Here is a 13,920-nt window from a genome sequence, read left to right on the forward strand (position 1 = left end):
CCCAGCACAGATACGGATGACATGATGAGTGAGCAGCACAGTAACGACTCCTCCCAGCAGACAGCGGAGGAGGCCTCGAGCAGCCCCGTGAGCAACACCGTCTCGCGCCTCGAGGAGGAGGGCGAGATCGGTGCCGACTACCTCGAGGAGCTTCTCGACATCGCCGACCTGGGCGGTGACATCGACATCGACATCGATCACGGGCGCGCCTCGATCGCCGTGGTCGCCTCCGAGGAGGGTGACGAGCGCGAGCTCGCCGACCTCGTTGGACGCGACGGTGAGGTTCTCGAGGCCGTTCAGGAGCTGACCCGTCTCGCCGTCCAGGCGCGCACCGGTAACCGCTCCCGGCTCATGCTCGACATCAACGGCTACCGCGCGGACCGACGCACCGAGCTGACCAAGGTGGCCCAGGAGGCGGTCACCAAGGTCCTCACCTCGGGAGAGGCCGTCAGTCTCGAGCCGATGAACCCCTTCGAGCGCAAGGTGTGCCACGACGTCGTCGCCGCCGCCGGACTGGTCTCCGAGTCTGAGGGCGCCGAGCCGCACCGCTACGTCGTGGTCCTGCCTGCCGACGAGGAGGGCGTGGACGACGCTGCCGAGGACGCGGCCGACGACTCCGCTTCGGAGCAGGCCTGACCATGAGTGAGGAGCAGCGGGCCCAGGTGGAGGAGCCGACGGCGGAGATGCGGGAGATCTTCGGGGTCTCCTTCTCCGCGGCGGAGCACTTCGCGCAGATGCTCGCTGAGGAGGGTGAGCTGCGCGGTCTTGTGGGACCGCGTGAGCTTCCCCGCCTGTGGACCCGGCACATCGTCAACTCGGCGGCCGTGGTCCCCTTCCTGCCGGCCCGGGGAAGCGTGGCCGACGTGGGTTCCGGGGCCGGCTTTCCCGGTATCGTCGTCGCGCTGCTGCGCCCCGACCTCGACGTTACGCTCATTGAGACGATGGAGCGGCGCACGCAGTGGCTCTCCGACGTCGTTGAGGAGCTCGACCTGGACAATGTGACTATCAGGCGGGCCCGGGCCGAGGAGATCAAGGATCGCTATGACGTGGTGACGGCTCGCGCGGTGGCGAACCTGTCCAAGTTGGTGCGGTTGACGGCGCCCTTGCTCCGACCGGGGGGTGCCCTGCTGGCCCTCAAGGGCATGAGGGCGCAGGATGAGGTCGACGACGCCAAGTATGTCATTAAAAAGGCAAAGTTATCAGTTGCCGTTGTTCATGAGGTTGTCACTGCCGGCGAGGAAACGACGGCTGTCGTTGAGATTCGCCGCCCGAAGAACCGTTGAGATACGGCGCGCGTTCGGTGTAACGCGTAAGGATCGACCTGCTCGCGTAGACTCGTAACTGCCCGACTGGCTCGGGCTGTTGGGTCACCGTCCGAGGAGAAGCAGGTTTGTCCGGATCGTCTATCTTCGATCAGCTCCAGGCCGAGCACCTCGCATTAGACGAGGTAGCGGGTGGAGAGTTCCCACATCCCGAACGGACTCGTGTCATCGCAGTCGCCAATCAGAAAGGCGGCGTCGGAAAAACATCGACGGCGGTGAATCTTGCAGCGGCTTTAGCTGAAGGCGGGTTGCACGTCCTGCTCATTGATGCCGACTCTCAAGGTAATGCCTCTACGGCACTGGGGGTGGAGCATGATGAGGACAGTGCCTCCATCTACGACGTCCTCGTCGACGCCATGCCGATCAAGGATGTCGTCGCTAAGACGCGATTCTGTGAGTCCCTGTGGTGCGTACCGGCGACCATTGACGTGGCTGCGGTTGAGATAGAGCTCATCTCCACGGCCGAGCGTGAGTCGCGGCTGCGGCGTGCCCTGGTGGACTACCTGGTTTCACGTGAAACCGACGGTCTGGAGCCTCTCGACTACGTCATCATCGATTGCCCTCCGAGCCTCGGCATTATGACGATCAACGCCTTCGTCGCTGCGGACGAGGTTCTCATTCCGATGCAGGCCGAGTACTACGCTCTCGAAGGCCTCGCCCTGTTGACGCGCTCCATTGACAGGATCGCGCGTATTCACAATCCGGGGCTGGGAGTCTCCATGATTGTGCTCACCATGTTTGACGGACGTACCACCCTGGCTCGTGAGGTGGAGTCTGAAGTTCGTTCCTATTTCCCTGATGCGACGCTGGACACCAAGGTGCCACGTTCCATCCGTGTTGCCGAGGCCCCCTCCTTCGGTGCTCCTGTGGTGTTCTGGGATCCCCGGTCCACCGGCGCAATTGCGTACAAGAAAATGGCTCGTGAGGTCGCTCTGCGGGGCGCTCCCCGAATTGAAGGCGAGGAAGCCTGATGGCTCAGAAACGGCGCGGACTGGGACGAGGTCTGCAGGCGCTGATTCCCGAGGCGCAGAAGGAAAAGGTACCGGCTGCGTCTCGTCCTTCCGATGTGTTCTTCCCCGACTCCCGGAAGGACGAGTCGCGTGATGAGGATGCGGCGTCCCAGGCCACGCATGACGCTCCGGAGCCTGAGCCGGCCGCCGAGGCGCGCAGTACTCGCGATCTGGCCGCTACTCTCCTGGCTCCGTCTCAGCGGAAGCGTGGCTCCAAGAGCCGTTCGACTCGTTCGACGACAGCTTCCAAGACCGCTGCCTCAAAGACCGCTGCGCAGAGTAGGCAGACGAAGCCGGTTTCACGTGAAACCACGCCAGACTCGGAGACTGCTGCTCAGGCGACGGAGAAAAAGTCCACGAAGAAGTCGTCCTCTGCTGCCACGAAGCGGACGTCGTCGGCGGCGCCGAAGCGAGTAACCACGAAGGCGACAAAGGAAGCGTCTGTCGCGGTGGAAAAGCCTTCGCATGAGTCCTCCACGGTCGAGGATCCCCAGGAGGAGATTGCGCCGACGTCTGTTGCTCAGCCGGACGAAACGCCCGTGGTCCCCGAGGTTTCACGTGAAACGGCAGAGGAGCAGCCTGTCGCTGCCGATCTCGGAAGCTCCGATGCCGAGGAGGAGAGGACCGAGGAAGACCTGGCGGCGGTGTCATCTGACGCTGGCACTGAGGCGTCGGACGCGACCGTTGCTGAGGAGGAGACGGCGGATACAGGCGCGGACGACCTCGTTCCCGTTCCGGGTGCTCGCTTCGCTGAGATTCCAGTGGGGCTGATTCACCCGAATCCCCGTCAGCCCCGTCAGGTCTTCGACGAAGAGGACATCGCCGAGCTGGCGGCTTCGATTGCTGAAGTGGGTCTGCTGCAGCCGATCGTGGTGCGCCAGGTGCCGACTGCTCCGGGAGAGGAGCTTCGGTATGAGCTCATTATGGGTGAGCGGCGTCTTCGCGCTTCCAAGGAGGCCGGACTGGAGACCATTCCGGCGGTCGTTCGGGACACTGACGACGTCGACCTGCTGCGTGACGCACTGCTGGAGAACCTGCACCGCGTCCAGCTCAATCCCTTGGAAGAGGCCGCGGCCTACCAGCAGCTGCTGGAGGACTTCCAGTGCACTCACGCGGAGCTCTCCGAGCGGATCGCCCGGTCTCGTTCCCAGATCTCCAACACGCTGCGTCTCATGAAGCTGCCACCGTTGGTGCAGCGCCGGCTTGCTGCGAATGTCATTTCCGCAGGACATGCCCGCGCACTTCTGGGTCTTCCCAATGCGGCGGAGATGGAACGACTTGCTCAGCGTGTGGTTGCCGAGGGACTGTCAGTGCGCGCCACGGAGGAGCTCGTGGCCCTTCATGAGGAACCTGAGCCGGGACCGGATCAGCCGAGGGTCTTACGCGCTCGAAGCACCCCTCTCCCGGCGCTCTCGACTCGGCTGTCCGATGCCTTCGACACTCGCGTGAAGGTGACACGGGGAGCGAAGAAGGGGCGCATCACCATTGAGTTCGCGGGTGATGAGGACCTCGCCCGCCTGGTCGATGCGCTGGCGCCGGGAACGTCTCTTGACGAGGAGTAGCCTGCTCTGATCCTGCGATTCACGGTGGGGCCGAGACACTGAGTGTCTCGGCCCCACCGTTGTCTTAGCTGAACAGCCATTGATGGGTCTTGTGGATGGTCGACGGTCGTGTTTCACGTGAAACATGGCGCCACTCATCGGTGATCCCATGACTCGGGACGAACTCAGGGTGTCACTCACGGCGGCGAACGTGATTGTGTCAGCCCAGGGTTTCACGTGAAACATGTGGATACCGAGTTGTCCGTCATGCTGAGGCACGTTGACAGCGACGCACGCTTAGCCGGCCGAGGTGAGAGTGGTTTGTCGTCTCATGATGTGTGAGAGTTCCGAGTTCATGGCATCTGGGACGCTGGTGGGAATGGTGCCTACTGCATTCGTGAATGCGTGAATGAGCACTGACCAATGCCTCCCGCCACCCGCAGAGTGGGTCGACCTGGGGAGGGGGTCGGAACCGGCCTTTACCCTCCGCCTCGCGCCTCCGTGCTGAAGTCTGGGGGCAGGTAAGGGAAGGTGCGGCCGATCCCCAGTTGAGAACGGAGCGTCGCTGGAATACGACTTCGGTTTCACGTGAAACCACTGGTCACTACGGGTTCAGGGCTTGGAAGTACTACCGATGCTCGATCCATGAACGCCGTTGCGTCCTCAGATGCTTTCGTTGGCTCACCCCGAGACGATGAACAACCACCCCACGTTCCTACTCGAGCAGAGTCCTGGATGTGAGGAGACCAGATACAGACAGGTCCTGGTGCTCCTAAGGTTTCACGTGAAACACGGGAAGCGGTTGTCGCGCCGGCGCCAGAAGTATGTCGCGCGACCGTATCGAAGCGTAGCGGTACTGGTCGATGTGGTTTTCAAGCGGCGATAGAGGAGTGGGTATGGCAAAGCGCAGAGTCACGACGCCTCCCGCGTTGCGTTGCATGGGCGATGACGCGGATGAGGCTGTACGCGTACGTCCTCTTCAGAGTCGTTGCTAGATGCGCTCGAAACTGACGTGGGTCTCTCGCATGGATACGCAGACACGGTCAAAGCTCGCCGCGCCAGCGTCTCAAGAACGGGGGCGGTGGCTCCTGAAATGCTGAGTTCGTTGTCATGAACCTATGCGTCGTTGATTGCTCCGGGACGTCGGTTCTGTCGGTAGCGGGGAGACTGGGGATTCCCACGGTTTCACGTGAAACCGAGGGTCGAGTTGTCTCCCCTCCCCGTGGGGTAGGGGTGGTGCTCTGCGGGTCACCATCGCCTTGTCGTGGCCAGACAGATCCGCGGCAGGAGAAGGCCGCTTCCTGGTGAAACGCACGACCGCAGGGCCAGGCTGACCTCAGTGTGTCGGCCACGAACAGCGGAGGAAAGTACACAGGGGAACTCATACCGAATCCTCGTGAACGCTGGTTTCACGTGAAACCAGATGAGTGTCGATGGAGAGTGGATTTCGTTGAGGGTCTTCTAGCGGACGTGGTGCTTACGAATGTTGCCGATGAGTGGTCGGCGATGCCGTCTCAGCCCCTTCCCCGGGGGAGGCATCGGTTCGCATTCCAACAGTGAGGAGTGCTCGTGATGCTCACGTCTTCTGTAGCGCATCGGTTGGCGCACCAAGCGCGGCGTCAAGGGCGGAGTTCTGCATCGTGGCGCAGTGCTGAGGCATGGGTGAGGCTACTACTCGCAGGCGCCATGAGCGTGCCAGGCACGGCCAAGAGGTGCGCCGAGCTTACCTACCCTGGGAGAGCGGACCGCGGAATGACGTCGGCGCTGCCATGACGCCCGCGCCGTGTTTGTGAGTCGGTTTCACGTGAAACGTATGGTGAAGCCTCTGACGGTCATGATCCGTGAGTCTCTGCAAACGTCACCGAGCGCAGAAGCCGTGACTTCAAGCTGCTGATGAGATGTGATGCCCTCTCCCTCCTCGGAGGCAGGTAGGGCGTATGCCGTAGCCAGTGAGGAACAACTTGATGCCGCCTCCCAGTGCCCGGCAGCGGACTCGCGTTGAATACGTCGTGCTCGGCGGGATACGACGGACTGCTACCGCGAAAGAAGTGGCAGATGCATCTGCTTCGGGCGGGGCAGATCGTGTGCCGTCTGTTAGAGAAGCACGGCAAGTTCGATCGTGACAACGTGTGCCGCCTGACTGCGTTGGAGGCATGACAGCCGTTTCTCGGGGGCTGGGGCCGGTTTCACGTGAAACCAATGGCGAAGCCTCCGCCGGGAGTGGTCCATAGGACTCTGCAGATTGAACCGAGCATTGAGGCCGTCACTTCAGGTTGCCGGATGACCATTGATGGGACTCTCCTTGCCGGAGGTAGACCCGTCGTGTGCTGTAGCACGTGAGGACGAGCCGGACGCCGCTGCTATGTGGATATTGAAGGTCGGCCGTCGAGTACGTGGCGTCCGATGGGATGGAAGGCGTTGTGCTGAGATGAAAGAGTGTGGAAGATACATCTGCTTTGGCAGGTGCTGATCAAGTTGCCGTGCATTGGGAAGGACAAAGAATCCGAAAGTCACGATGTGCACCGCCGGACTGAAGGGGCAGGTATGGTGCACTTCCTGGGGGCTATGAGCCGGTTTCACGTGAAACCGCCGTAAGTCGTTGAAGAGCGCTCTCGTTCCGATTGGGCCAGCGGTGTCGCGTCAATGTTCGTAGGGTTCATCCTGGCGTGCGGGAACGGGATGCCATGCCTCCCCCGGGGGGAGGTACCGCTCGTCCCCGAGCGATGAGTACGACGTGAAGGTCCCGCACACGTTCCGACGCGAAGAACAGAAGTCGGTCATGCTCCTGATCGCATGTGCCGATAGTCAGTGTTGGGCACGGAGCCGCGCAGCAGACTACTCGACTCGTTCACTTGGATTGTGAATGCATCTGCCTCCGCATCGGCGCATGAGGACGACGGAGGAGACGATACAGCGGAGTCCTGACTGTGCTGACGCTATACCAACGCAATGCAGAGCATGTTTCACGTGAAACCGCGAGATCAACGGGGTAGGCGGTACGCGGAGCGATCTGGTTCATTACAGCAGTCCGGAATGCGTGCTGATCGATCAGAGGTCATGAGGGGTTTCGCGGGCCTGCCCATCGACCCGATGTGTGGGAGAGGCGGAGTGGCCGCTCCAGATAACGGAGGCCATCGGTGTTGAGCTCGTTCGTCAGGCTTCATTGGCAGATACAGGAACCTCCGGGGCCTTCGACACCCCTCCCCACCTACCCGGCAGGGAATCCTCGCTGGTTCGGCCACCCACTATCAGGGCAGGAGGGGCAGATAACGGCGGTCGTCATCGACCACCAGTAACGCGCCACGCGGTACGGTGGCTAGCTCCAGGGTATGGAGCCGGGGTTGTCATACATGAGCGTGTTCCATCCGAAACCGATCTATTGGGACGCCGCTTGCTGGCTTGGAGTACACCTACCCCGGGGATGGCTGTCCCTTATGGGAACCGTTGGGTGTCAGGCTGAGCCGGGCTGTATCTGGAACCGGGCCTCCTTCTCGTCATAAGGCCCACGCCCGTCTGCGCAGGAATCGAGTAAGGCCGCAGCCAACAGCAGGTTTCACGTGAAACAAATGGACGCAGTATCGGTAGTCGGTCGCGGGTGCCAGTGCGAGTCCTACGTGGCTCTGCGTCGACCTCGCTGGTGGCATTGCCCCATGCTGACGATGAGAGCCGATTCGTGTCCTGCTCGTCTGAAGCCGCCTACTCCCGCGTCTCCTTGTAGCAGCCGTGCGGCACGCCTTATCGCAACGCTGGGTAGACCGGATGCGCTACCGCGCTTCTGACGCGCCACACGGTCTCTCAACGGCACACGACGACATACTGAATGGGAGAAGGGTCTGTGCGCCGTGGACCTGGCTGAGACTTGCTGATTTGGTTGGTGGCACCGTTGACGTCTGCTTTCACGTGAAACATGATCGCGTTGCGTTGAGCTTGCGTGCTCCATCTCCCGATCGGCTAGTGCTTGGGTATGGGCAATGACGTCCATACCTGTGACCCGGTGGGCAGCATTGTTTGCCGTACGTTGCACTTGAAGCACATCAACGAGGGCGGCAGCGCCTTGCGTTCAAAGCACGCCGTTCCCCGAACGAAGGAACCGTAAACCCCCTCCTCAGCACGAGAAGCGGGAAGCTCATAAGCAGGTTTCACGTGAAACGCTGAGGATTCCGAATGTCCCGATGCTCTGTCCTGCCGTTACGATGCCAGCACTGATCGTTCTGACGGGACATTGAGGGCGGTCCGAGCAACGCCAGCCCCTGCCCTGTTCCGAGAGCAGCGTGTCTCGATGACCGTACGGCAGACGTGTCTCACCAGGCGATAACACACGCAGACCGCATCCGGTTTCACGTGAAACCGCAGGCCCTCCAGTTACTCGTGATGGAGCGTCGTTGAGAAGAAGACGCCGATGGGATATCCCCTCGACGCCCTGAGGAAGAGCATCCGGAAAACAACGGTGGCTCCACCCGACATGAGTGGAGCCACCGTTTCACGTGAAACCGAGCCGGCGTTACGGATGCACTAGTGGGTTCCTCACCAGCGCGTCATACAGCTCTTCTAGGGAGCCCTCCGCCTTGGCGGCGATAGGCAGCAGGGACGTTTCTGTCATTCCTGGAATGACGTTGACGTCGATGAACCACGGAGTCCCCTTGTCATCGAGAATGAGGTCGGTGCGCGAGAGATTGCCCAGCCCGAGAGTGGTGTGAACCGTGATAGCCGTCTTCTTCACCTTCTCGATGACCGCCTCATCCAGCCGAGCCGGCACGAAGTACTCCGAACGGCCCGGGTTGTACCGTGCATCGAAGTCGTACTGCCCATCGGTGACGACCTCTACCGGGGGAAGTGCGCGCGGCCCCTCTCCTGTGTCGACGACGGAGACCGCCAGCTCTGTCCCCGGGACATACCGCTCGATGAGGGCGCGTTCGTCATACGCGAAGCACGCCACCATTGCGGAGCGCAGTTCGTCCGCCGTCGATGCGTAAGAGACACCAAGGCCCGAGCCCCCCTGGTGCGGCTTCACCACCACAGGAAGTCCCAGATGACTGGCGACGACGGTAAGCACCTCCTGGGCCCCAAGTTGACTGAAATAGGAGTGTGGAAGCGTTAATGAATCAGGAGTAATCACTCCTCCGGTGCGAACACTTGCCTTGGCCGTCGGTTTGAAGGAGGCTCGCTGGCAGCCGTCGGAGTGCGTGCCGACATATGGCAGTCCCAGGGAGATGAGGACATTCTGAAGCCCCCCGTCCTCCCCGGGGCCGCCGTGAACCAAGGGCCACACGACGTCGGGCCCGAAGGTCTTGAGCGACCCAATGGTGCGTGCATCGATGTCCAGGACGAGGACGGTGTGCCCGAGATGCTTGAGCACCTGGGCGACACGATGCCCCGAGCGCAGGGAGATGTCCCGCTCGTGGCTCAATCCGCCGGCGAGGACAGCGATACGGAGTGGAGACTGGTTCATCGTCAACCTCAGATCTGGTCGGGTGCGGGCGCGTGGACGCCCTCGGACGGATGGGGACTGTGGGTGGGCCCGAACAGGCTCAGCAGCTCGAGATCGCGGGTCACGACGCCGGACAGCCTGCGCACCCCTTCACGGATCTCGGCGGGTTCGGGATAGCAGAAGGACAGTCGCAGGTGGTCCTGCCCCGCCCTGCCGCCGGCGTAGAAGGCCGTGCCGGAGACGTAGGCGACCAGGCTCGTGACCGCGCGCGGCAGCATGTCTTTGGCATCGAGTCCCTCGGGAAGCCGTACCCACACGTAGAAGCCGCCATCGGGCACGTTCCAGTGGCACATGGGCAGGAACTCCTCCAGTGCCGAGACCATGGCGTCGCGCCGCTCCTGGTACATGGCCCGGAATTCCACGATCTGCCGCTTCCAGTCGAACTGCTCCAGGTACATGGAAATCGAGAACTGCCCCACCGACGACGGGCACAGGATCGCCGCCTCGGAAGCCAGCTTCATCTTCTCCCGCACGGCCGGCGGGGCCACCGCCCAACCCACGCGGTAGCCCGGGGCGAAGATCTTGGAGAAGGAGCCCAGGTAGACGACGTCGTCGGGCGCGAGGGTCTTGAGCGCGGTGTAGGTCTGCCCCTCGAAGCCCAGAAGACCGTAGGGATTGTCCTCCACGATGAGGATGTGGTGGCGTCGGCAGATCTCAACGACCTGTCCACGGCGCTCCTCGGCGAGGGTCACTCCGGCGGGGTTATGGAAGTTGGGGAGGCAGTAGAAGAACTTGATACGGCGTCCTTCGCGTTCGAGGCGGACGATCGTCTCCTCCAGCGCCTCCGGGACGACGCCCCCGGCATCAATGGGCACCTGCTGCACATCGGCCTGGTAGGTCGCGAAAATCGACAGTGAGCCGACGTAGGTGGGCGCCTCGGTCAGCACGACGTCGCCGGGGTCGACGAAGAGCTCGGTGATGATGTCGACGGCCTGCTGAGAGCCGGTGGTGACGATGACGTCCTCGGGATCGGCCCTGATCCCCTCCAGGGCCATGACCTCGGTAATCTGCTCTCGCAGCCGCGGCAGTCCCTGCCCGTTCCCGTACTGCAGCGCCCGGCCGCCGTCCTCGCGGATCATCCGTGCAGTGGCCTCGGCCAGACGCTCCAGCGGGAGGTCCTTGAGGTTGGGCATGCCGCCGGCCAGGGAGACGACCTCGGGTCGGGAGGCGACGGCGAACAGGGACCGCGTCTCCGAGGCACGCAGTCCGTGGGCTCGTGCCGCGTAGCTGTCCAGCCACGGGTCGAGTCGGTTGCCCTTCACCTGGTTACTGCTCTCACTCACCTGCGGTCCTTCCTTGGTCGCCACTGATGCGTCCGTGGACCCAAGTCTGCCACGGACCCAGCCGTGCTCAGCAGCCAACGCGGGCTGGAGTATTCCGCAGTGTTTCACGTGAAACACGCTCCTCACCTCATCGCTGGGACGGCGCGCGCGCCGGACAAGGACGCGCCGCGCATCGTGGGTGCGATGCGCGGCGCGGTGAGGTGTCATTAGCCCTACGGGCCGACCTCGGTCAGCATTTCAGGGCACGCTCCTCGATGAGGGCGCGCAGAGGAGCCTCCTCGTTGTCGATCGTCTCGACCTTCTGGGGCCGGGCAAGCAGATCGGCGACGACGTCGGGGGTCTCCGGCTCACTCCCGAGCGCCTCGGCCACCGTCTGCGGGAACTTCGCGGCCTTGGCGGTCTCCATGACGAGTGTGGGGAAACCGGGCTCCATGACGCGCAGAGCGACCGTCACGCCGTCGGCGGTGTGCGGGTCGATGAGCCGTCCGGAGCGCTCCTTGACGGTGCGGATGGCCTCCAGCCGGTCGGCGTGCGTGGACGTGCCGGCGACGAAGCCGAACTCCTCGCGCAGGCGCGGGAGCTGATCGCGCAGGTCGAGCGTGCCGGTGGCCTCCAGCTCGGCCCAGCGCTGCACGAAGACCTCGGGGCCCAGCAGCGTCCAGACGAAGCGCTCCAGGTTGGAGGCCTTGGAGATGTCCATCGACGGGCTGGAGGTGGCCAGGGTGTCCTCCGCGGAACGGGGTCGGTAGATGCCGGTGGTGAAGAACTCCTCGAGTACGTTGTTCTCATTGGTGGCCAGAATGAGGCGGCGGATCGGCACCCCCATGGACCGGGCCAGGAAGCCGGCGTAGATGTTGCCGAAGTTGCCCGAGGGAACGCATACGTCGATGCGGTAGCCGGCGCGGCGCCCCTCCTCCACGGTGTCGGTGACTCGCAGCCAGGACCACACGTAGTAGACGGCCTGCGCGGCGATCCGGCCGATGTTGATGGAGTTGACGGCGCCCAGGTGATGAGCGGCCTTGAACTCGGCGTCGTTGCTCAGGGCCTTGACCAGCGCCTGGCAGTCGTCGAAGACACCGCGCACCGCGATGTTGTGGATATTGGCGTCCTGGAGGGTGTACATCTGGGCGCGCTGCACCGGACTCATGCGGCCAGCCGGTGAGAGCATGAAGACGCTGACGCCCTCCTGCCCCCTGAAGGCGTGCTCGGCCGCCGAACCGGTGTCGCCGGAGGTGGCGCCCAGGATGTTAAGGACCTGTCCGTGCTTGGCCAGCACATAGGGAATCGCCTGCCCCAGGAACTGCATGGCCAGGTCCTTGAAGGCCATCGTCGGCCCCTCGGACAGGCCCACGAGGGCCAGGCCGTCGGCGACCTCGTCAAGCCCGGTGACAGGGACGACCGGCTGGGGGAACCTCCCCTCTCCATAGGCGGCCCGGGTCAGCCCGGCGAGGTCCTCACGGGGAATGTCGGTGGCGAACAGGCCGATGACCTCCGTGGCCAGGTCGGCGTATCCCAAGGGCCGCCAGGCCTCGATCTGCTCGGGGCTCAGGGCGGGAAGACGGCTCGGTACCGCCAGGCCACCGTCGGGCGCCAGGCCCGCCAGAAGAACCTCCGTGAACTCGGCTGCCGCCATCTGGCCACGGGTGGAGATGTACTGGGTGTGCTGCATGTGCCGCCTTCTTGCCGTGTCGCATGCCCTGGTGCCGCGTGCGAATCCGGTGCGATTCTACGGGGCCGTGACGGCGGGTGTCAGATGAGGTTGGCAGACCGCCCGATGACGGAATCAGACATCAGACAACCCCTAGGACAGTGTCACGCGCATCGGCCCACCAAAACGCCTGAGTGGCGGCTCGGTGGGCCGATACGTGAGAGTTGGAGGGAGGGCGTATGCCCTGGGCTCAGGCCAGGACCTTCTCCACCTCGGCCTTGAAGGAGGCCTTGGGGCGCGAGCCGGCGAACTGGTGGAAGACCTCGCCGTCGCGCACCACCGCGAAGGTCGGGATGGAACGCACGCCGTAGGAGCGGGCCGTGGCCGGGTTGGCGTCCACGTCGACCTTGACGAACTTGACCTTGTCGCCGAAGTCGGCGGCGACCTCGTCCACGATCGGCGCCATCTGGCGGCAGGGGCCGCACCACTGGGCCCAGAAGTCGATGACGACGGGCACCTCGGACTTGAGGACCTCCTCCTCGAAGGTGGCGTCGGTGACGGCGAGAGCCTCGGACATGATTGTTCTCCTCGAACGTTGTGGGTGGGTGAGTCAGGATGGGACGGGGCCGGCGATGCGACGTCGGCGGAGCCGACTCCGCCCTGTGCTGAGTGGAGGCAGCCGGCCCTCAGGCCTGCAGAGTGGTCAGGTAGTGCTCGGCGTCCAGGGCCGCACGGCAGCCGGAACCGGCCGCCGTGATCGCCTGCTGGTAGGTGGGGTCGGCGACGTCACCGCAGGCGAAGACCCCGGGGATACGGGTGCGCTGAGAAGGCGCTTCGACCTTGATGTAGCCGGCCTCGTCGAGGTCGAGGACGTCGGTGACGAGCTCACTGCGCGGCACCTGCCCGATGGCGACGAACAGACCCGAGGCCTCAAGCCGGCGGCGCTCCCCGGTGACGGTGTCTTCCAGGGTGATGCCGGTCAGCGAGTCCTCACCGTGGAGCTCGACGACTTGCGAGTTCCAGGCGAAGGAGATCTTCGGGTCCTCCTGGGCGCGCTTGGCCATGACGGCCGAGGCACGCAGCTCGTCGCGGCGGTGGACAACCGTCACGGAGCGGGCGAAGCGGGTCAGGAAGGTGGCCTCCTCCATGGCCGAGTCCCCACCACCGACGACGACAATGTCCTGGTCCTTGAAGAAGAACCCGTCGCAGGTGGCGCAGTAGGACACGCCGTGGCCGGAGAGGCGCTCCTCCCCGTCGATACCCAGGTGCCGGTACTCCGAGCCGGTGGAGATGATGACTGTGCGGGCCTCATAGACGCCGTCAGAGGTGGTGATGCGCTTGACGTCGCCCTCCAGCTCGAGGGCGGTGACGTCCTCGTAGCGGATGTCGGCACCGAAGCGCTCGGCCTGCTCCTGCATCTGGGTCATGAGCTCGGGGCCCATGATGCCCGTGACGAAGCCGGGGTAGTTCTCCACCTCGGTCGTATTCATCAGGGCACCGCCGGCAGTCACCGAACCGGCCAGGATGACCGGATTGAGCTGGGCGCGGGCCGCATAGATGGCAGCTGTGTAGCCGGCGGGACCGGAGCCGACGATGACGACGTCGTGAATCATGACTCTCCTGACGAG

General features: G+C 63.7%; 9 protein-coding genes. 4 read left to right on the forward strand and 5 right to left on the reverse strand.

Annotation, left to right across the window (positions count from 1 at the left end):
* Window positions 1-21 precede the first annotated feature (21 nt).
* The 4 genes from AXE84_RS05040 (at window position 22) to AXE84_RS05055 (ending at window position 3,894) form a co-directional block, all read left to right on the forward strand.
* Window positions 22-636: a protein jag gene (locus AXE84_RS05040; protein ID WP_010612904.1), complete on the forward strand. Its 615-nt coding sequence runs from the start codon at window positions 22-24 to the stop codon at window positions 634-636.
* A gap of 2 nt (window positions 637-638) precedes the next feature.
* The gene (gene rsmG, locus AXE84_RS05045) at window positions 639-1,283 is read left to right on the forward strand and encodes a 16S rRNA (guanine(527)-N(7))-methyltransferase RsmG (RefSeq protein WP_010612905.1); all 645 of its coding nucleotides are present in this window, start codon (window positions 639-641) and stop codon (window positions 1,281-1,283) included.
* 107 nt (window positions 1,284-1,390) lie between these two features.
* The gene (locus tag AXE84_RS05050) at window positions 1,391-2,293 is read left to right on the forward strand and encodes a ParA family protein (protein ID WP_003788519.1); all 903 of its coding nucleotides are present in this window, start codon (window positions 1,391-1,393) and stop codon (window positions 2,291-2,293) included.
* Window positions 2,293-3,894 (forward strand): ParB/RepB/Spo0J family partition protein, encoded by a 1,602-nt coding sequence (locus tag AXE84_RS05055; RefSeq protein WP_060957077.1) that lies wholly within the window; start codon window positions 2,293-2,295, stop codon window positions 3,892-3,894. The genes AXE84_RS05050 and AXE84_RS05055 overlap by 1 nt, the downstream gene beginning before the upstream one ends.
* A gap of 4,480 nt (window positions 3,895-8,374) precedes the next feature.
* On the opposite strand, the gene AXE84_RS05060 is transcribed toward AXE84_RS05055, so the two are convergent.
* The 5 genes from AXE84_RS05060 to trxB form a co-directional block, all read right to left on the reverse strand.
* Window positions 8,375-9,322 carry a D-alanine--D-alanine ligase family protein gene (locus AXE84_RS05060; RefSeq protein WP_060957078.1) on the reverse strand — a complete coding sequence of 316 codons (948 nt, stop codon included), beginning with the start codon at window positions 9,320-9,322 and terminating at the stop codon, window positions 8,375-8,377.
* Between the two features lie 8 nt (window positions 9,323-9,330).
* Window positions 9,331-10,644 (reverse strand): PLP-dependent aminotransferase family protein, encoded by a 1,314-nt coding sequence (locus AXE84_RS05065; RefSeq protein WP_060957079.1) that lies wholly within the window; start codon window positions 10,642-10,644, stop codon window positions 9,331-9,333.
* A gap of 229 nt (window positions 10,645-10,873) precedes the next feature.
* Window positions 10,874-12,313: a threonine synthase gene (gene thrC / locus AXE84_RS05070; protein WP_060957080.1), complete on the reverse strand. Its 1,440-nt coding sequence runs from the start codon at window positions 12,311-12,313 to the stop codon at window positions 10,874-10,876.
* A 229-nt stretch (window positions 12,314-12,542) separates the two neighbouring features.
* On the reverse strand, window positions 12,543-12,869 hold the full coding sequence (trxA, locus tag AXE84_RS05075) for a thioredoxin (protein ID WP_003788529.1): 327 nt from the start codon (window positions 12,867-12,869) through the stop codon (window positions 12,543-12,545).
* Window positions 12,870-12,978: 109 nt separating this feature from the next.
* Window positions 12,979-13,905 carry a thioredoxin-disulfide reductase gene (trxB, locus tag AXE84_RS05080; protein WP_060957081.1) on the reverse strand — a complete coding sequence of 309 codons (927 nt, stop codon included), beginning with the start codon at window positions 13,903-13,905 and terminating at the stop codon, window positions 12,979-12,981.
* Window positions 13,906-13,920: the final 15 nt, after the last annotated feature.

The organism is Actinomyces oris, from assembly GCF_001553935.1.
In the GTDB taxonomy this organism is placed as follows: domain Bacteria; phylum Actinomycetota; class Actinomycetes; order Actinomycetales; family Actinomycetaceae; genus Actinomyces; species Actinomyces oris_A.

Bases quoted from the DNA above. Each gene is read 5' to 3' on its own strand.
- trxA (WP_003788529.1), bottom strand. From the start codon at position 12,869: ATGTCCGAGGCTCTCGCCGTCACCGACGCCACCTTCGAGGAGGAGGTC.
- thrC (WP_060957080.1), bottom strand. From the start codon at position 12,313: ATGCAGCACACCCAGTACATCTCCACCCGTGGCCAGATGGCGGCAGCC.
- rsmG (WP_010612905.1), top strand. From the start codon at position 639: ATGAGTGAGGAGCAGCGGGCCCAGGTGGAGGAGCCGACGGCGGAGATG.
- AXE84_RS05040 (WP_010612904.1), top strand. From the start codon at position 22: ATGATGAGTGAGCAGCACAGTAACGACTCCTCCCAGCAGACAGCGGAG.
- AXE84_RS05060 (WP_060957078.1), bottom strand. From the start codon at position 9,322: ATGAACCAGTCTCCACTCCGTATCGCTGTCCTCGCCGGCGGATTGAGC.
- trxB (WP_060957081.1), bottom strand. From the start codon at position 13,905: ATGATTCACGACGTCGTCATCGTCGGCTCCGGTCCCGCCGGCTACACA.
- AXE84_RS05055 (WP_060957077.1), top strand. From the start codon at position 2,293: ATGGCTCAGAAACGGCGCGGACTGGGACGAGGTCTGCAGGCGCTGATT.